Below are 18,791 nucleotides of genomic sequence, written 5' to 3'. Positions count from 1 at the left end.
TTTCAAGGCGTTTTCGAACCCTTCCGCTCTGGTTCCGCGTTTGCGGAGGCCGTTGCGTCGGGGGAGGCGAACTATATGCCCACCGATCCGATTTGGGAAGCGTTTTGTGAAAAATTTTTCACGAAGTTGCCAAAAACTGGCGCTATGCCCCAGTCACGCCAGCAGAAAAGCTTTGAGGGCCTGGGGACTGTCACTTCTATCCAACGTGTAAGACGCGTGAGATCACCGAGATTGCCGCCCTGCGGCAACCTTGGTGCGCTTTAGGCAGTGACGAGCAATACGCGGGCAAAATTACGCTTGCCTACCTGGATGACCCCTTCGAAGCCGTGCGTAAAGACGCGGCTGGGATCCTCCACTACTTCGCCGTCGATCCTGACCGCGCGTTCCTTGAGCTTGCGGGTGGCTTCGGAGTTGCTGGGCGTCAGGCCGGCGGCGGTCAGGAGCCCGGCAAGGCGCAGGCCCTCATCGGGAACCACCACTTCCTGCAGCGGTAGCAGGCTGGTGTCGCCCTGCCCCGTTACCACCGCGTGCCAGCCGGCAATGGCCTGCTCTGCGGTTGCGGCATCGTGAAACCGGGTGGCCAGCTCGCGTGCCAGGCGCAATTTGACCTCGCGCGGATGCAGCTCTCCCGCAGCGACCTGCTCTTTCAGGCGCGCCGCTTCGGCCAGGCTGATATCGAAGGACAGCAAGTCGATCCAGCGCCAGGTCAGCTCGTCGCCGATCTTCATCGTCTTGGTGACGATGTCGATGGCCGGCTCGTTGATGCCGATGTAATTGCCCAACGACTTGGACATCTTGGCTACGCCGTCCAGGCCTTCCAGCAGCGGCATGGTCAGCACGATCTGCGGCGCCTGACCGTAATGCTCCTGCAAGCCGCGCCCCATCAACAGGTTGAACTTCTGATCGGTGCCGCCCAGCTCGACGTCCGCCTTCAGGGCGACCGAATCGTAGCCTTGCACCAACGGGTAGAGGAATTCGTGGATGGCGATCGGCTGCTGGCTGCCGAAGCGCTTGGCGAAATCGTCGCGTTCGAGCATGCGCGCGACGGTGTGCTGGGCAGAGAGCTTGATCATGTCGGCCGCGCTCATCTGGCCGAACCATTCGGAGTTGAAACGCACCTCGGTGCGTTCGCGGTCCAGGATCTTGAAGACCTGCTCTTCGTAGGTCCGTGCGTTGGCCAGCACATCCTCGCGGCTGAGCGGCTTGCGGGTGGCGTTCTTGCCGCTCGGGTCGCCGATCATTCCGGTGAAGTCGCCAATCAGGAAGATCACCTGATGGCCAAGCTGTTGGAACTGCCGCATCTTGTTGAGCAGCACGGTATGGCCCAGATGCAGATCCGGCGCGGTGGGATCGAAGCCGGCCTTCACCCGCAGCGGCTTACCGGTGGCGAGCCGCGCCTGCAGCTGATCGAGCTTGAGGATCTCTTCGGCACCACGGCCGATGAGTGCGAGGGATTCTTCGATAGTGGCCAACCACAGACTCCAGCGGCGCTTGCCGTCAAAAACGTGAATGATGTTAAACGCGGGTTAATTCCGCGCCAAGTGAAAATAATGAACAGGCTCAATGGTTTGACGCGCTGTTACAGGCTGTCTATGGTACCGGCGATTGGGCTCGCACTTCGAGCCAGCGAGGAATTTGAACGATGCAGAACTCAGAGCAGGGCCGTGCACGCAAGCGGCGCTTTCACGAACGCCTCCACGTCCTCCACGACACTGCACTGCATCGCAAGCTCAAGGCGCATCTGCCGGCGGCATTCAATGACCGCTGGACACGCCGTCACTGGATTCACGCCAGCCTGTTCGCCACCATCGGTGCGCTGGTCGCCACGATCGTGCCGGGTTTTTCCAACGCCATCGACGCACCGCTTTCCAGCCATTCCACGCTGGCATTGCCGTTGCCGCCGCTGATTCCCAGCCGCAAGCAGCTGGCACCGAGCACCGATTGGGAAATTCTGCAGGTCAAGCCGGGCCAGACCCTGAGTACCTTGTTCGGCGAGCTGGGGATCCCGACCACGGTGATGTACCAGGTATTGGCGCACCCGGGGACCAAGGAGGCGCTGACCAAGCTGCGTCCGGGTACCGAGATCGCCTTCGACATGCCGACACCGGGGCAGCTGCGCGCACTGCGCTTCGATCGCGACGACAGTCATCGGGTGGAACTGCGCCTGCTGGGCGAGGCCGTGCGCGAGAACGTGACCGAGCGGGCGACGACCACGCGCACGGTAGTGGCCAGCGGAGAGATCAGCAGTTCGTTGTATGCCTCGGCCGGCAAATCCGGACTGTCGCCGGCGGCGGTGGCGATCATGACCGACGAGATCTTCAAGTACGACATCGACTTCGACAAGGATCTGCAGCCCGGCGACCGGTTCAGCGTGGTCATGGATGAAACCTGGCGCGAAGGCGAGCGGATCAGCACCGGCGACATCCTGGCGGCGACGTTCACCACTGGCGGCAAGACCTATACGGGGTTCCGCTTCAAGCGCGCCGGCAAACCGGCCGAGTACTTCGACATCACTGGCCGCCCGCTCAAGAAGAGCTTCATCCGCATGCCGGTGGCCTATAGCCGGATCAGCTCCACCTTCGGTGCGCGCAAGCACCCGGTGCTGGGCACCATGCGCATGCACAAGGGTGTGGACTATGCGGCCGCCTCGGGCACGCCGATCATGGCAGCCGGCGATGCGCGGGTGGTGTTTGTCGGGACCCAGCGCGGTTACGGCAACGTGGTGATCCTGGATCACGGCAAGAACTACAGCACGCTGTACGGGCACATGTCGCGCTTTGGCAAGATCAAGGCCGGGCAACGCATCAACCAGGGCACGGTGATCGGCTATGTTGGCATGACCGGCCTGGCGACCGGCCCGCATCTGCATTACGAATTCCGCGTGGGCGGGCAGCAGCGCAACCCGATGTCGGTGACGATGCCGCCGCCGGAGCCGCTGCAGGGCGCCGAACTGGCGGCGTTCCGCGCGCAGACGGCGCCGGCCATGGCCCGTATCGAGGGCATGGAGAAGCTGATCTACGCCGACGCCGGCAAGCCGGCCAAGGGCAAGTCGCGCAGTTAAGGCCTGCGGCTGGTCACTGCCTCAGCTGCGTTGCGGCTGCGCAGGTGGTGGCGGGCAGGTTCGGCGCTGCCTCCAGCCGTGTCGCCTGGTAGTTGCCGTGCAGCTACGGGTTGCGGCGCACTGCAGGTGTTGAACGCTGCGATGTCCCCATGCGGCACCTGGTCTTGGCTGTCGAGCGACAGCTTCTGAGGCGACTGCAGACCTTGACGATTCCGGAGATGGGTGGGGAATCTCGAGGCATGGGTCATTGTCGCGGCAGCGATTGGCGCGCGTGGCCCGACGATGACGCGCCCGCTGCACGGCTGCCACCGGGGTAAGACCGGTTGACGGACCCGGCCCGGCTGCACAAGCTGGCCGGCCGTGTCTTTCTGGCTTCGGCATGTCTGTCTTCGAACACGTTGACTCCCCCTTGTATCTGGGCCTGATGTCGGGAACCAGCGCCGATGGCATCGATGCCGCGCTGGTGCGCTTTGCCGACGCCACCCACCGCCGCTGCGAATTGGTGGCCGGGACGACGGTGGCGTGGGAGCCGCAACTGCGCGAGACCTTGGTGGCGCTCGGCCAGGGCGCCGAGACGGTGGCCATCGATGCGCTGGGCCAGGTGGACGCGCAGGTGGGGCTGGCATTCGCGGCGGCGGCCAATCGATTGATCGGCGACAGCGGCGTGGAGCGCCGGCAGATTCGTGCGATCGGCTCGCATGGGCAGACCATCCGCCACCGGCCCAACGCCAACCCGGCGTTCACCTGGCAGATTGGCGATGCCAGCCGGATTGCAGAGCACACCGGTATTACCACGGTGGCCGATTTCCGCCGCCGCGATGTGGCCGCCGGTGGCCAGGGCGCGCCACTGATGCCGGCCTTCCATCTGGCCATGCTGGGCGCAGGCGACGAAGACCGCGCGGTGCTCAATCTGGGCGGCATCGGCAACCTGACCTTGATTCCGCGCGATGGCGCGGTGCTGGGATTCGATACCGGCCCGGCCAACGCGTTGCTGGACAGCTGGTGCCAACGCCATCACGGCACGCCGTTCGATGCCGAGGGTGCGTTTGCCGCCAGTGGGCGCGTGGATGCGGTTTTGCTGCAGGCGCTGTTGGCCGATCCGTGGTTTGCGTTGCCGCCGCCCAAGAGTACCGGCCGCGAGCAATTCCATCTGGACTGGGCCGTGCAGGCGATGGGCAGCGCGCGGTTGGATGCTGCCGATGTGCAGGCGACCTTGCTCGAACTCACCGCTGCCAGCGTGGCCGATGCCTTGTTGCGGCTGCAGCCAACCACGCGACGGGTCCTGGTCTGCGGCGGCGGCGTGCGCAACCCGGTGCTGTTGGCGCGACTGGCGGCGCGGCTGCCGGGCATGGTGGTGGAATCCAGCGCGCGATACGGACTGGACCCGGATTACCTGGAGGCGATGGGCTTTGCCTGGCTGGCGGCCGAGCTGCTGGCCGGACGCGCGGCCAACCTGCCCGCGGTGACCGGGGCGGCCGGACCTCGGCTGTTGGGGGCGATCTATCCGGCGTGAGCCCGTTGGCCTGTGCTGGCCGGGATGAAGCTGCGGCAGCGCTAGGGATTATTTCCCGCCGGCAGCGCCTTGAGCGCGGCAATCGCCTCGGCCAGGGCATCGACCTCCGGGTGCTGCAGGCCGCCGGTGACTTCGTATTCGCTGGCGAACAGGCCTTGTTCGAGCAGATGCATGACGGTCTGGTGCTGGGTCCAGCCCCGTGCGACGGAAATGCGGCGAATACGGTCCACCAGCACCGGGTCGATGTCACGCAATACCAGATCGGTCATGCCCTGCCTCGTGCAATGCGCTGCTCCGCGCGCATCATCGGCAACCTTGGCGGACGTTTCAATCCGGCCGCCTGTCGTGCGCCAATAGCCGCGGCCATAGCCAGGCCAGCAGCATTAACGTGGGAATGACGGTCAGGGCGCTGAGGATGAAGAAGGTGCTGTAGGAGGTCGCCTGGACGACGAACCCGGACACGCCACCGGCAAACTTGCCCGGCAGGTTGGCCAGCGAGACCAGCAACGCATACTGGGTTGCGGTGAAGTTGCGGTCGGTCAGCGAGGACATGAAAGCCACCAGCACCGTGGCGGCGAACCCCTGGAAGAGATTATCGGCACTGAGCGCGGCATAGAACGCCCACAGCTTGCCGGGGTTGTGCGCCATCAGCAGGAACGCCAGGTTGGACAAGGCCACCCCCAGCGCGGCCACCAGCAACATGCGCCGGAACCCGAACGCGGCAATTGCCGCGCCGCCAGCGAAGGCGCCGACAATGCCCATCCAGACGCCGAACAGCTTGGAGACGGTGGCGATATCGGCCTTGGTGAAGCCCGAATCCAGATAGAACGGACCGGCCATGACGCCGATCACCTGGTCGGGAAACTTGTACAGGCCCACGAACAGCAGCAGCACGATGCCCAGCGCCAGCCCATTGCTGGAAAAGAAGCTGGAAATCGGTTGCCAGAACGCACCGGCGACGTCCACGCGGCGCACGACCGTCGCCTCGGGCCGGTCGGGCTCGCGGCATAGCAAGGTGGTGACGATCGGCACCAGCATCAGTGCGGCCATGCCGACGTACGCCCACGTCCAGCCGAGGTATTGGGCCATGTACAACGCACCGGCACCGCCCAGGATCAGGCCGATGCGGTAGCCCAGCGTGTAGGTCGCCGCCAACGCGGCCTGCGCGGCATCCGGAGCGATTTCGATGCGGTAGGCATCCACCACCGAGTCCTGGGTCGCGCCCCAGAACGAGGCGAACAACACCCAGCCCACCAATCCCGTAACGCTCAGGTCCGGGCGCGAAAATGCCAGCGCGAACAGGCCGATGGTGACGCCGATCTGCGCCACCAGCAGCCAGGAGCGACGGCGCCCCAGAAACGCGGTGAGCGGAAACGCATAGCGGTCGATCAGCGGCGCCCACAGGAACTTGAGCAGATAGAAGAAGCTGGCCAGGCTGATCAAGCCGATGCTGCCCAGGTCCAGCCCCACATCGCGCAAGCGGGTCGACAAGGTCTGCGAGGCGATCAGCAGGAACGGCAAGCCGCTGCCGAAGCCCAGCAGTGCCATGGTCGCCGCCGATGGCGTGGCGAAGGCGCGCTGGATACCACGCCAGCCCTTATAGCCCGGTGCAGACGTGGTCATGCGTCACTCCGGCGAGCACGAACGCCAGTGGTCGTGGCCGGCGCGGCCCACGGCACCGCTGCATGCAGCCCGCCGCGGAGGGCCGTCATGGCGTCACGCGTCCTGTCTTGAGCGGTCTGTGCAGGACCGTAACGACGCACTCCCGTGCCGAAGCAGAACGTTGCGAAAGGCATCGGCCGACTGCGTAAGGGCCAATGAGAGCCGCCGCGCGTGCTGCAGTGGCCGAGCTGCCGCCGGATGGCGATGTTGCCGGCGAAGTCTTGGCCCCGTTCTGCAACATGCCGGCGCGCTATGACCGAAACCATAGCCTTGGCCTGCCTCACTGCGCGTAATCCACGATGTACGGCGCGTGGTCGGAGAAGCGCTCTTCGCGGTAGATCGAGCAGGCCTTCAAGGTGTCGCGCAGGCCGGGGGTGACCAGTTGGTAGTCGATGCGCCAACCGACATTGTTGGCGCGCGCCGCGCCACGGTTGCTCCACCAGGTGTAGTCCTGGCCCTGCGGATGCAGTACGCGGTAGCTGTCGACCCAGCCGCGGCCTTCGGCGGGGTTGGCGTCTTCTGGCGCGTCGGCGCACAGGCCGTTGAGCCAATCGCGCTCGGGCGGCAGGCAGCCAGAGTTCTTCTGGTTGGATTTCCAGTTCTTGATGTCCAGCGCCGTGCGCACGATGTTCCAGTCGCCGCACAGCACGTACTGGCGGCCACTGGCCAGCCACTGCTCCAGGATCGGCCGTAGCCATTGCATCACCTGGAACTTGTAGTCCTGGCGCAACTCGCCCGAGGAACCGGAGGGGATGTAGAAGGACACCACGCTGAGGTTGCCGAAGCGCGCTTCGATATAGCGCCCCTCTTCGTCGAACTCCGGCCAGCCCAGCGCGGTGCGCACCTCGTCGGGCTCGTGCCGGCTGTAGATCGCCATGCCGCTATAGCCCTTCTTGGTGCTGGCGTCGCGAAACCAGGCCTTGTAGCCGGTGGGCAGGAAGTCTGGCCCGGCCAGCTGATGCTCCTGGGCCTTGGTTTCCTGCACGCACAGCACGTCGGCGTCCTGGGCGGCGAACCACGCGAAGAAACCCTTGCTGGCGGCCGAGCGCAGGCCGTTGGCGTTGAAACTGATGATGCGCATAGGCCGGGAATGGGAAACGGGAATGGGGAATCGTAAAGCCTACCCCAGGCGCATGCGGAAGGCTGCCGGCGCATGATGCGTTTACCATTCCCGATTCCCCATTCCCCATTCCCGTCCAATGACCGACCACCGCACCCGTTTCCTGCAGCTGGCCCTGGACGCCGATGCCCTGCGCTTTGGCGAGTTCACGCTCAAGTCCGGGCGGCTCAGCCCGTACTTCTTCAATGCCGGGCGCTTCGATTCGGGAGCCAAGACCGCGCAGTTGGCGCAGTGCTATGCCGATGCGATCGATGCGGCCGGGCTGGACTTCGACCTGTTGTTCGGGCCGGCCTACAAGGGCATTCCGTTGGCAACCGCGCTGGCCTGCGCCTACGCGGGGCGCGGACGCGACCTGCCGCTGGCGTTCAACCGCAAGGAAGCCAAGGACCATGGCGAAGGCGGCACCCTGATCGGCGCGCCGCTGGCCGGCCGTAAGGTATTGATCGTCGATGACGTGATCACCGCCGGCACCGCGATCCGCGAGGCGCTGGCCATCATCCGTGCCGCCGGCGGCATGCCGTCGGGGATCGTGGTGGCGCTGGACCGGCAGGAGATCGCGTCCGATCAGGACCGCCGTTCCGCCGCCCAGGCGGTGGCGGCCGAGGCCGGCATCCCGGTGATCGCGGTGGCCAACCTGGGCGACCTGCTTGCTTTTGCGGCAGGAAACGCCGACCTTGTGGGCTTCCAGGAACCGCTGCTGGCCTATCGTGGCCGCTACGGGACCGACACCACAGGCTGACGGCAGGCGACAGGGGGCTGCGATGATGCCAATACACACACGTTCGGCATTGTTCGCCGTTGCGGCGGCTGTCGCTGCGACCTTGATCATGGCGGCGCCAGCCGGCGCGCAAGACAAGCCGGCCGGCAAGAAGCTGTATTGCTGGAACCAGAACGGCGCCCGCGTGTGCAGCGATACGCTGCCCCCGGAGGCGGTGAACCAGGCGCGCGACGAATTCAACGTCAAGAGCGGGATGCGCAGCGCCGAGGTGCAGCGCGCCATGAGCAGCGATGAGCGCGCTGCCGCTGCGGCCAGCGAGCAGCAACGCCAGGCCGATCTGGCCGCCGAGCAGATGCGCCAGCGCACCGACCAGGCGATGCTGATGTCCTATCAGAGCGAGGACGACCTGCGCCGGGTGTTCAAGGAGCGCATCGCCATCGTGGACAACAACATCCATACCGCGCGCTTCAACGTGACCAGCCTGCGCGAGGGGTTGGCCAGCCTGCTGCGCAGCGCCGGCGACCGCGAGCTGGCCGGCCAGGCAGTGGCTGACAAGCTGGCCGGCGACATCCAGCAGCGCCATCGCGATCTGATGGCGCAGTTGCGTCTGCAGATCAGCTTCGAGCAGCAACGGGTGGCGCTGGATGGCGAGATCGCCGACATCCTGCAGCGCTACCGGGCCATGAAGGAGCCACCCGCCGGCACCCCGCCCGCCGGCTGACCGGCGCCTGCGTCATTCCGGCCGTGCGGCGCACCGCCGCGGGCGGCATTTCCCGATCCGACGCCCTGCCCGCATAATGGCCGGTCTTACTCTTTGCCCACGAGGCTCTCCCGCATGGCCCGGATCATCGCCATTGCCAACCAGAAAGGCGGCGTCGGCAAGACCACGACCGCGGTCAATCTGGCGGCCGGCCTGGCGCGCGCGCCCAAGCGTGTGTTGCTGGTGGATCTGGACTCGCAGGGCAACGCCACCATGGGCAGCGGCATCGACAAGCGCGATGTGGCCGCCTCCACCTGCGACCTGTTGCTGGGCGAAAACACCGCCGCGCAGATCCGGGTGGCCGCGCCGGAAGGCTTCGACCTGCTGCCAGGCAACATCGACCTGACCGCTGCCGAGATCCAGCTGATGGACCAGGGCGAACGCGAACAGCGGCTCAAGCGCGCCCTGGCGCCGATCCGCGACGAGTACGACTTCATCCTGATCGATTGCCCGCCGGCATTGTCGCTGCTCACGCTCAATGCGCTGACCGCGGCCGATTCGATCATCGTGCCGATGCAGTGCGAGTACTACGCGCTGGAAGGGCTGACCGCGCTGCTGGAAACCATCGAAGCGTTGCGCGCCAACCTCAACCCGACGCTGGAAATCGAAGGCGTGCTGCGCACCATGTTCGACATCCGCAACAACCTGGCCAATGCGGTATCGGCCGAGCTGACCGAGCATTTCGGCGACAAGGTGTTTCGCACCATCGTGCCGCGCAACGTGCGCCTGGCCGAGGCGCCCAGCCATGGCCAGAGCATCGTCGGTTACGACCGCACCTCACGTGGCGGGGTGGCCTACCTGGGCCTGGCCGGTGAGATCGTGCGCCGCCAGAACGACCGCAACAAGGCCGTCCGGCCCGTGGAGACCGTCTGATGAGCAAGCCGCCGCTGGCAAAGAAGCGTGGCCTGGGCCGTGGTCTGGAAGCGCTGCTGGGGCCCAAGGGCGCGGCCGCCGCCGCCGCACCGGCCGGTGCCGACGAACAGGCCTTGCAGCCCGGCGATACCCTGCGCACCTTGGTGGTGACCCAGCTGCAGCCGGGCAAGTATCAGCCGCGCCGGGAGATGGACGAGGTCAAGCTGGCCGAGCTGGCCGAGTCGATCAAGGCGCAAGGCGTGATCCAGCCCATCGTGGCGCGCGAGCTGGCGCCGGGGCAGTTCGAGATCGTGGCCGGCGAACGCCGCTGGCGCGCTTCGCAGCTGGCTGGGCTGACCGAAGTGCCGGTGGTGGTGCGCGAGCTGGACGACCGCACCGTCATCGCGATGGCGCTGATCGAAAACATCCAGCGCGAAGACCTCAACCCGCTGGAAGAAGCGCAGGCGTTGCAGCGGCTGATCGACGAATTTTCGCTGACCCATGCCGAGGCCGCCGGCGCGGTGGGACGCTCGCGTGCGTCGGTCTCCAATCTGCTGCGGTTGCTGGAATTGCCGGTGGCCATTCGCGTGTTGCTGGAAACCCGCCGGCTGGAAATGGGCCACGCGCGCGCGCTGCTCACCCTGGCGCCGGAGCTGGCCAGCAAGCTGGCCCAGGAAGCAGCCGACCAGGGCTGGTCGGTGCGCGAGGTCGAACACCGCGCGCAGCAGTTTGCCGCCGGCAAGGTGCCCGGCTCGCTGCGCAAGGGCAAGCCGGCGCCGGTGGCCCCACAGGCCGATATCGCCTCGCTGGAAACCGAACTGTCCGAGTCGCTGGGCACCAAGGTGGTGTTCAATCATGGCCGCGGCGGCAAGGGCAAGCTGGTGATCCATTACACCGATCTGGACACGCTGGACGGCGTGCTCGAACGCCTGCGCATGCAGCGCAGCTGATCGCTTGCACATCCAACAGGATCCTCGTCGGCCATGAATCCCGCCAAGGTGGACCGCCAGCATCTGCTGCAGCTGACCGACCTGCCCAACGTCGGGCCGGCCTGCGAAAAGGACCTGCGCCTGATCGGCATCCGCGTGCCTGCGCAGCTGCGCGGTCGCGATGCCTACGACATGCACGCACAGCTGTGCCTGCGCACCGGCGTGCTGCACGACCCCTGCGTGATCGATGTGTTCCTGTCGATCGTGCGCTTCATGGACGGCGAGGCGGCGCAGCCGTGGTGGAAGTTCAGCGCCGAGCGCAAGGCCAAGCTTGCCAGCGAAGCGCCGCTCGCGCTGCGGTGAACGAAGACGCGTGGCGCGCTGCAGCCTTGATTTCGAGCGCCGCATGCGCGGCGACCGCGGCAGATCGCGCCTGGCACGCTGCGCACGGCAGGCGCGTTGGCAGCATAGAGATGCCGAACCCGCTCGCAGCGGCGCCTGCAATGCGCCGCGCATGCGCATCCGGAGCGCCAGCCTTTTGTTTCCGCATTTCCCAGGATCACAGCCATGACCATTCTCGTCACCGGCGCTGCCGGTTTCATCGGTGCCTACACCTGCCGCGCGCTGGCAGCCCGCGGCGAGACGGTGGTGGGGCTGGACAACTACAACAGCTACTACGACCCGCAGCTCAAGCATGACCGGGTGGCGGCGCTGTGCCCCGGCATCGATATCCGCACGCTGGACCTGACCGATCGCGAGGGCCTGGCCGCATTGTTCGATGAGATCCAGCCGACCCGCGTGGTGCATCTGGCTGCGCAGGCGGGCGTGCGGTATTCGCTGGAAAACCCCCACGCCTACGTGGACAGCAACCTCGTTGGCTTCGTCAACATGCTCGAGCTGTGCCGGCACCGCGGCGTGCAGCACCTGGTGTATGCCTCGAGCAGTTCGGTCTACGGCGATTCGGCCACCCCGCCGTTTTCCGAAGACCAGCGCGTGGACCAACCGCGTTCGTTGTATGCGGCAACCAAGGCCGCCAACGAATTGATGGGCTACACCTATGCGCAGCTGTATGGCCTGCGCGCGACCGGACTGCGCTTTTTCACGGTGTACGGGCCGTGGGGCCGGCCGGACATGGCGCCGCTGATCTTCAGCCGTGCGGTGCTGGCGGGGCGGCCGATCGAGGTGTTCAACCACGGCAAGATGCAGCGCGATTTCACTTTCGTCGACGATATCGTGGCCGGTGTGCTGGGCGCGCTGGACACGCCCAGCACCGCGCCGGTGCCGCACCGGGTGTTCAACCTGGGCAACCACACGCCGGTGGAGCTGGAGACCTTCATCGACGTGATTGCGCAGGCCGCCGGCCGCGCAGCCGAAAAGGTCTACCGGCCGATGCAGCCGGGCGACATGATCCGCACCATGGCCGATACGCAGCGTGCGCAGGCGGCCTTCGGGTTCGATCCGGCGACCCCGGTTGAGCGTGGTTTGCCGCAGGTCGTGGAGTGGTGCCGGCAGTATTTCGGCGAGCGCACCTAGCGCTTGGCGGGATTTACGGGGGGAGGTGCGAAGGCTCGATGGGCGCACGGAGCGCGGAGCGCCGAGGTTGCCATGCGAGCCAGATGCAGGGCCTACCTTCCAGCCGCCGCCCGGGCGTACGACCGCATGGCAGCCACGCAATGCATGGCGATGTGTGCCAGCTGATGCACCGGAAGAGGACGCGTGATCGGCCCGCTGGCCCACGCCTTCGCAGCCTGGCCACGTCCCCACCGTACGCTGCAGGCTGCTTCCAACCGGTCCAATACGCATAACGCGTGCATGCTTCATGCCTGACTCAGAGAGTCAGGGCACAATGCCCGATCTTTTTCGCTCAGCCTTCATCCGGCTACCCCGCATCCATGAGCCAACCTCAGTTGTCCGTCGTCGTCCCGGTATTCAACGAGCGCGATAACGTCGCCACGCTGGTGGGCGAAATCGTCAGCGCCCTGCGCGGCGTGGTGGCCTTCGAAATCGTGTATGTCGACGACCATTCGCGCGACGACACGCTCGCGGTGCTGCAAGACCTGAAGAGCACCACGCCGGAACTGCGCGTGCTGCATCATGTGACCCAAAGCGGCCAGAGCACGGCGGTGCGCAGCGGGGTGAAGGCCGCGCGCGCCAGCTGGATCGCCACGCTCGATGGCGACGGCCAGAACGACCCGGCCGACATCCCCAAGCTGCTCATCGCGCGCAGCCAGGCCGAGCCGCAGGTGAAGCTGTTCGCCGGCTGGCGGGTCAACCGCCAGGATTCCGGCTCCAAGCGCTGGGCCAGCAAATGGGCCAATGCGATCCGCTCGCGCATGCTGCGCGACAACACGCCCGACACCGGCTGCGGCATCAAGTTGTTCGAGCGCGAGGCGTTCCTGGACCTGCCGTACTTCGACCACATGCATCGCTATTTGCCGGCGTTGATGCAGCGCGCCGGCTGGCGCACGGTGAGCGTGCCGGTCAACCACCGCCACCGCACCGCCGGCGTGTCCAAGTACAACAATCTCAATCGCGCCCTGGTCGGCATCCGCGACCTGCGCGGCGTGGCCTGGCTGATCACCCGCAGCAAGCGCACCGTGGTGCAGGAACGCTGATGGACCCGTCCTTGCTCGACCAACAACTGACCTGGCTGTACTGGACCGGCATCCATGTGACCGGGTGGAAGCTGATCGGCTATGTCGGTGCGCTGATGTTCGGTGGCCGCTGGCTGGTGCAGTTCGTTGCCTCCAAGCGCGCCGGCAAACCGGTGATTCCGCGCCTGTTCTGGTACATGAGCGTGGTCGGCAGCTTGATGACGCTGAGCTATTTCGTGTTTTCGGCCAAGCAGGATTCGGTCGGTGTGCTGCAGAACCTGTTCCCGGCGTTTACCGCGTTTTACAGCCTGTATCTGGATGTGAAGCATCGCGGGTGGAAACGCGACCGGGCCGGTCATTGAGGCGGGGATTCGGGATTCGCATTGCCTGGTCCGGATGGTTGCTGGTGATCTAACGCTCTCGGTGATCCGCGGCGGATCGAGATGATCCCGGTGCGCTGCAAAGCGCGTTGCTGCATCCGATGTTCGGTGATCCATCGTGGTTGGCGATGCCTCAGCGTACGCAAGCGATACGGCTGCACTGCATCTCACTGACAAGGTTTTGGGGTGCGATGCAGCGTGATTGATGTGCGCCTACGCGCCTTGACGCCACCTGCGGCATCCACCCCATGCAGCGCAGCTTGCCGGAGGCGTGGCGATAGCGCTGACCGCTGATGCCCGCTTTTCGGACACGCCATTGCGCGCGCGGCCGACGCGATGATGGACTGCCCGCCGATGTTGCCGCTCTCGCGCCGCGGGCAACCTGTGACCATGTCCACTGCGCTCCGTCATCGCCTCCTGTCCACGCCGACGCTTGAAGCCACGTATTGGCATCTGCGGCTGCCCACGCATCAGCGCGTGCCGCTATTCGCCGATTGGCGCTGCGCTCGCGCCGCGGCGGCCAGCCTGGCGCTGCCACGCCATTGGCAAGGTGCGCAGTTGCTGTGCTGGGTGCTGTTGCCTGAGGCGTGGTGCGGGTTGCTGCAGGCACCGAGCAAGGCGGTGTTGCTGCAATTGGCGGAGACGGCGCGACTGAGGACCGCCGATGCAGTCAATCGCGCACGCGGGCGTGGTGGAACGGTGTGGCAGCCGCAGATGCAGGTCTCGGCGCTCCCGCAGCAAAGCGATCATCGACAGTTCGCGCGCACGCTGGTCGCATTGCCCCTGCGGGCGGGCCTGGCCGAGCAGGTGGGCGAGTATCCGTACTGGGACGCAGTCTGGCTATTGACGGACGGTCACGACGCCGCGTCGATCACCACGCACTGCGATCGTGCCGAGCCAACCGGAACAGGCGCAACACACGGTTGATCGCGTACACCGAAGCGAGCCGGATAACGGCCCGCCGCGTCGCCCGCCGGCCCAGCTGCGCTGCCCCTGCCCCTGCCCAGGCAACGCAGCGGACGGTCCGCGCATCCGGCGATCAAAACGCCAATGGATGCTCCGGCAACAACGTCTGCAGTTCGTTGCGGAACAGCGTGCGAATCCGCTGCAATGCGGCCTCGCTGTCGGCTTCGAACCGCAGCACCAGGATCGGCGTTGTATTGGAGGCGCGTACCAGCCCCCAGCCGTCGATGAAGTCCGCGCGCAGCCCGTCGATGGTCGACAGCCGCGCCGATTCGAACGGCGATTCTTCGCCGGTCTGCGCACGCGCGACAAAGCGCGCCACCAGCGCATGCGCATCGCCTTCCACCGGCACCTTGATCTCCGGCGTGGAGACGCTCTCGGGCAGGGCGTCCAGCACGTCGGACGGGGTTTCCTCGCGCTGGGCCAGGATTTCCAGCAGGCGTGCGGCGGCGTAGATGCCGTCGTCAAAGCCGTACCAGCGCTCCTTGAAGAAGAAGTGGCCGCTCATCTCGCCGGCCAGCTCAGCATCGGTCTCGCGCATCTTGGATTTGATCAGCGAATGCCCGGTCTTCCACATCAGCGGACTACCGCCATTGCGCAACACGTAGTCGGACAGCTTGCCGGTGCACTTCACGTCGTAGATGACCAATGCGCCAGGGTTGCGCTGCAGGACATCGGCGGCGAACAGCATCAGCAGGCGGTCGGGGAACACCATCGCGCCTTCCTTGGTCACCACGCCCAGGCGATCGGCATCGCCATCGAACGCCACGCCGATATCCGCATCGAAACGCTGCACCATCTTCACCAGATCGTTGAGGTTGTGCGGCTCGCTCGGATCAGGGTGATGGTTGGGGAAGGTGCCATCGATGTCGCAGTACAACGGCACCACTTCGGCGCCGATCGCTTCCAGCAGGCGCGGCGCGATCTCACCGGCCACGCCGTTGCCGGCGTCCACCACCACCTTGATCGGGCGATCGAGCTGGACGTCATCGGCGATACGCTGGATGTAGGCATCGCTGATGTCGCGCTGTTCCAGTTCGCCAGGCGTGGCGGCGGTATGCAGGCGACCTTCGTTGATGCGCTGGTGCAGTTCGGCGATGGCGGCGCCGGACAAGGTCTCGCCGCCGATCACGATCTTGAAACCGTTGTAGTCCGGCGGATTGTGGCTGCCGGTGACCGCCACGCAGCTGCCGGCACGCAGCTCGTAGGCGCCGAAGTACACCACCGGCGTCGGTGCCAGGCCGATGTCGGTGACGTTGCAGCCGGCGCGGCGCAGGCCTTCGATCAGGCCGTTGCTCAGCTCCGGCCCGGACAGCCGGCCGTCGCGACCGACCACCACATCGCGCAGTCCCTGCGCCTGCATCACGCTGCCGATGGCCTGGCCCACCAAGGCGGCAACGCCGGGGTTGAGGTCCTTACCGACCACGCCGCGGATGTCGTAGGCACGGAACATCTCGGTGGCGACCTGCACCGCCGGCACCAGCGCTGGCGGTGCCGGCGGTGCCTCGGCGTCCAGCGCGCGTGCCTCGCTGGCAACGCTGGCGTCGTGCTGCAGGCTCTGACTGAAGGTGGGTTCATCGGCGCCGGATTGGTCGGCAACCCGGCGCCGTGGCAAGGCCACCTGACCCCGGCTGGCCAGCACCAGCAGTACCGCAATGATCAGCAGCAATGCCGCCACGATGGCGCAACCGACGGCGCCCAGGCCCAGTGGGCCGCTGTCGCCTTGCGGCACCGCCGCAGCCACGCGCAAGCCGCTGGTCCCAAGCGGCCTTGCCAGCGTTTCGGCCGCATCGGCCAGTGCCATATCGCCCTGCTGGGCCACGTTGTAGCTGCCCTGGCGCACGGCCAGGTAGGCGCTGTCCGGTGCCGCGATTGCATCCAGCGGGCCGGTCAGGCGCAGTAACGGCAACCGCGCATACGCCACCGCCGGCTGCCCGCCAAGGCGCACCGCGGCAGCCACGCCCAGGCGGACTTGTTTGGCCTCGCGTACCACCCGGACCTGCGCCCGGTCGGCCACCTGCGCCGATTCGAGCAGGCTCAGACGCGCGTAACCGAAATCCTTGGGGTTGGCATAGGCCGCGGCAAGGTCGCCAGGCAGCACCTGCACATCCTCGGCGCCCTTGAAGCGCTCGCGGATGGCCGATGCGGCCGCCAGCGCGTCGCCACCGGCCAACGCAGCGATGACCGGCGGCTGCTTGAGCACCGCGTCGAGCTGGCTGGCCTGGGTGGCCATGGCCTGGCCCACGTCCTGCACCGCGCGGTCGCGCGCCTGCTCCAGCCCTTGCGCCACCGCGTCCTGGCGCCATTGCGCATAACTGTTCCAGCCGAACCAGGCAGCCAGCAGCAGCAACATGCCTCCCAACACCGGACCACTCGTACGCACGCTGGACATCCCCTGCCTGCGCTCGTTCGCCTTGCTCATGTAATTTCCCCTGTCAGCGCACGCCGGTGTGGCCGAATCCACCCGCTCCCCGCGCGCTGTCGACGAAAGTATCCACCACTTGCAAGCCCATACGCACGATCGGCAGGATCACCAGCTGCGCGATGCGGTCGCCCGGCTCGATGGTGAAGGCCTCGCGGCCGCGATTCCAGGTGCTGATCAGCAGCGGCCCCTGGTAATCGGCATCGATCAAACCGGTGCCGTTGCCGAGCACGATGCCGTGGCGATGGCCCAACCCCGAGCGCGGCAGGATCACCGCGCACAGCTGCGGGTCGGCCAGATGGATCGCGATACCGCTGGGGATCAGCGCCGCATCGCCCGGCTGCAGCGTCATCGGCGCCTCCAGCGCGGCGCGCAGGTCCATGCCGGCGCTGGATTCGGTGGCGTAGGCCGGCAGCGGCCACAGATCGCCGAAGCGCGGGTCGAGCAACTTCACCTGCAAGGACTGGGTTGGGGGGCTCATGCCTGCAATCTCTCCGCGATCAGGGCCAGCAGTTGGTCTGCCAACTCGGTCTTGCTGCTGCTGGGGAACACACGCTCGCCGCCCTGCCAATAGGCCGTGGCTGCGTTGTTGTCGCTTTCGAATCCGCCGCCTTCGATCCCCACCTGGTTGGCGATGATCAGGTCCAGCCGCTTGGCCGCCAGCTTGCCACGGGCGTAATGCTCCACATCGTGCGTTTCGGCAGCAAAACCGACCACCAGTTTCAGCGCCCCGGTCTGCGCGGCGACCTCGGACAGGATGTCTGGGGTGCGTACCAGCTCCAGGGTCAACGTTTCGCCGGTCTTCTTGATCTTTTGCGACACCACCCGCTTGGGGGTGTAGTCGGCCACGGCGGCAGCGCCGATGTAGATGTCGGCCGGGAATGCACCCAGCACCGCGTCGCGCATCTGCGCGGCCGAGCGCACGTCGATGCGCTGCACGCCCTCCGGGGTGGTCTGATGCACCGGCCCGCTGACCAGCACCACATCGGCACCCTGCCTGGCAGCGGCGGCGGCCAGGGCGTAGGCCATCTTGCCGCTGCTGCGGTTGCCGACGTAGCGCACCGGGTCCAGGTCCTCGAAGGTGGGGCCGGCGCTGATCACGATGCGCAGGCCTTCCAGCTGGGTGCTGCTGGGGATGAACACGGGCGCGGCAACGCTCTTGGTGCCCTCCGGGGCTGCGCTGGCGACCGCCGCGCCGCCGGCCAGCGCCGCAAGGATCGCGGCCGGTTCGGCCAGCCGGCCGGGGCCGGATTCGCCCTCCGCCAGCGGGCCGTCGTCAGGGCCCACCACCGCCACCCCCCGCGCACGCAGGGTGGCGATGTTGGCCTGGGTGGCCGGATGCAGCCACATGCGGTGGTTCATGGCCGGCGCCACGGTCAGCGGCGCGGTCGTGGCCAGGCACAGCGTGGTGACCAGATCGTCGGCCAGACCATGCGCCAGACGCGCCAGCAGGTCGGCGGTCGCCGGGGCAACGATCACCCGGTCGGCCCAGCGCGCAAGTTCGATGTGGCCCATCGCCTGCTCGGCGGCGCTGTCCCACAGCGTGGTGCGGGTGGGCTGCCCGGACAATGCCTGGAAGCTCAGCGGGGTGACGAATTGTTGCGCACCGCCGGTCATGGCGACCTGCACCTGCGCACCGGCGTCGCGCAGGCGACGGACCAGTTCGAGCGATTTGTAAGCGGCGATGCCTCCGCCGACGCACAGCAGCAAACGCTGTCCGTCCAGGGGGCGGGCCTGAGTGGAGCCGATCACGTCGGGGTCGTCCTACGGTTACAAGGACAACTAGATTAGCCGATGCCTCCGCTTGGCCTGATGGG

The 18,791-nt window shown here is 66.6% G+C and carries 18 protein-coding genes; 11 read left to right on the top strand and 7 right to left on the bottom strand.

All coding sequences use genetic code 11. The annotated features are described in order from the left end of the window. Positions 1-260: 260 nt before the first annotated feature. Positions 261-1,472 carry a tyrosine--tRNA ligase gene (gene tyrS / locus LN450_RS18285; RefSeq protein ID WP_011348846.1) on the bottom strand — a complete coding sequence of 404 codons (1,212 nt, stop codon included), beginning with the start codon at positions 1,470-1,472 and terminating at the stop codon, positions 261-263. A gap of 170 nt (positions 1,473-1,642) precedes the next feature. On the opposite strand from tyrS, the gene LN450_RS18280 reads away from it, so the two are divergent. Together LN450_RS18280 and LN450_RS18275 are read left to right on the top strand one after the other, a co-directional pair. After that, entirely contained in the window at positions 1,643-3,061 is a 1,419-nt protein-coding gene (locus LN450_RS18280) for a M23 family metallopeptidase (protein WP_011348847.1), read from the top strand. A 379-nt stretch (positions 3,062-3,440) separates the two neighbouring features. After that, complete coding sequence (locus LN450_RS18275) at positions 3,441-4,574, top strand: anhydro-N-acetylmuramic acid kinase (protein ID WP_011348848.1); 1,134 nt, start codon at positions 3,441-3,443, stop codon at positions 4,572-4,574. Between the two features lie 41 nt (positions 4,575-4,615). Here the strand turns inward: LN450_RS18275 and LN450_RS18270 are convergent, their stop codons facing one another. The 3 genes from LN450_RS18270 to LN450_RS18260 form a co-directional block, all read right to left on the bottom strand. Next, positions 4,616-4,843 (bottom strand): hypothetical protein, encoded by a 228-nt coding sequence (locus LN450_RS18270; protein ID WP_003489057.1) that lies wholly within the window; start codon positions 4,841-4,843, stop codon positions 4,616-4,618. A 58-nt stretch (positions 4,844-4,901) separates the two neighbouring features. After that, complete coding sequence (locus tag LN450_RS18265) at positions 4,902-6,197, bottom strand: AmpG family muropeptide MFS transporter (protein ID WP_011348849.1); 1,296 nt, start codon at positions 6,195-6,197, stop codon at positions 4,902-4,904. A 319-nt stretch (positions 6,198-6,516) separates the two neighbouring features. Beyond that, positions 6,517-7,317, bottom strand: a complete 801-nt coding sequence (locus tag LN450_RS18260; protein WP_011348850.1) for an exodeoxyribonuclease III — start codon at positions 7,315-7,317, stop codon at positions 6,517-6,519. A 118-nt stretch (positions 7,318-7,435) separates the two neighbouring features. Between LN450_RS18260 and pyrE the strand changes: the two genes are divergently transcribed. The 9 genes from pyrE (at position 7,436) to LN450_RS18215 (ending at position 14,516) form a co-directional block, all read left to right on the top strand. Continuing rightward, entirely contained in the window at positions 7,436-8,095 is a 660-nt protein-coding gene (pyrE, locus tag LN450_RS18255) for an orotate phosphoribosyltransferase (RefSeq protein ID WP_011348851.1), read from the top strand. Between the two features lie 49 nt (positions 8,096-8,144). Beyond that, on the top strand, positions 8,145-8,795 hold the full coding sequence (locus LN450_RS18250) for a hypothetical protein (RefSeq protein ID WP_039417898.1): 651 nt from the start codon (positions 8,145-8,147) through the stop codon (positions 8,793-8,795). Between the two features lie 114 nt (positions 8,796-8,909). After that, positions 8,910-9,707 carry a ParA family protein gene (locus LN450_RS18245; protein ID WP_008571190.1) on the top strand — a complete coding sequence of 266 codons (798 nt, stop codon included), beginning with the start codon at positions 8,910-8,912 and terminating at the stop codon, positions 9,705-9,707. Next, the gene (locus LN450_RS18240; RefSeq protein WP_008571191.1) at positions 9,707-10,636 is read left to right on the top strand and encodes a ParB/RepB/Spo0J family partition protein; all 930 of its coding nucleotides are present in this window, start codon (positions 9,707-9,709) and stop codon (positions 10,634-10,636) included. Before LN450_RS18245 ends, LN450_RS18240 begins: the two co-directional genes overlap by 1 nt. A 33-nt stretch (positions 10,637-10,669) precedes the next feature. Beyond that, positions 10,670-10,978, top strand: a complete 309-nt coding sequence (locus tag LN450_RS18235; RefSeq protein WP_008571192.1) for a helix-hairpin-helix domain-containing protein — start codon at positions 10,670-10,672, stop codon at positions 10,976-10,978. 204 nt (positions 10,979-11,182) lie between these two features. Next, a complete protein-coding gene (locus tag LN450_RS18230) occupies positions 11,183-12,148 on the top strand; it encodes an SDR family NAD(P)-dependent oxidoreductase (RefSeq protein ID WP_008571193.1) in 966 nt (321 codons plus the stop codon). A 359-nt stretch (positions 12,149-12,507) separates the two neighbouring features. Continuing rightward, on the top strand, positions 12,508-13,230 hold the full coding sequence (locus LN450_RS18225) for a glycosyltransferase family 2 protein (protein WP_039417901.1): 723 nt from the start codon (positions 12,508-12,510) through the stop codon (positions 13,228-13,230). Further along, positions 13,230-13,571 (top strand): lipid-A-disaccharide synthase N-terminal domain-containing protein, encoded by a 342-nt coding sequence (locus LN450_RS18220; RefSeq protein WP_008571195.1) that lies wholly within the window; start codon positions 13,230-13,232, stop codon positions 13,569-13,571. Before LN450_RS18225 ends, LN450_RS18220 begins: the two co-directional genes overlap by 1 nt. Before the next feature lie 372 nt (positions 13,572-13,943). Then, entirely contained in the window at positions 13,944-14,516 is a 573-nt protein-coding gene (locus LN450_RS18215; RefSeq protein WP_014091283.1) for a hypothetical protein, read from the top strand. A gap of 112 nt (positions 14,517-14,628) precedes the next feature. On the opposite strand, the gene LN450_RS18210 is transcribed toward LN450_RS18215, so the two are convergent. The 3 genes from LN450_RS18210 to coaBC are packed head-to-tail and all read right to left on the bottom strand — an operon-like array spanning position 14,629 to position 18,726. After that, entirely contained in the window at positions 14,629-16,974 is a 2,346-nt protein-coding gene (locus tag LN450_RS18210) for a phosphomannomutase/phosphoglucomutase (RefSeq protein ID WP_011348855.1), read from the bottom strand. A gap of 13 nt (positions 16,975-16,987) precedes the next feature. After that, positions 16,988-17,455, bottom strand: coding sequence for a dUTP diphosphatase (gene dut / locus LN450_RS18205; RefSeq protein WP_007964142.1), 468 nt, complete (start codon positions 17,453-17,455; stop codon positions 16,988-16,990). Next, a complete protein-coding gene (gene coaBC, locus LN450_RS18200; RefSeq protein ID WP_011348856.1) occupies positions 17,452-18,726 on the bottom strand; it encodes a bifunctional phosphopantothenoylcysteine decarboxylase/phosphopantothenate--cysteine ligase CoaBC in 1,275 nt (424 codons plus the stop codon). Before coaBC ends, dut begins: the two co-directional genes overlap by 4 nt. Between the last annotated feature and the right edge of the window lie 65 nt (positions 18,727-18,791).

The sequence above is a fragment of the Xanthomonas euvesicatoria pv. euvesicatoria genome (assembly GCF_020880415.1).
Lineage (GTDB): Bacteria > Pseudomonadota > Gammaproteobacteria > Xanthomonadales > Xanthomonadaceae > Xanthomonas > Xanthomonas euvesicatoria.
The sequence above is the reverse complement of the archived record's forward strand: the minus strand, read 5'-3'. Positions and strand labels throughout refer to the sequence as shown.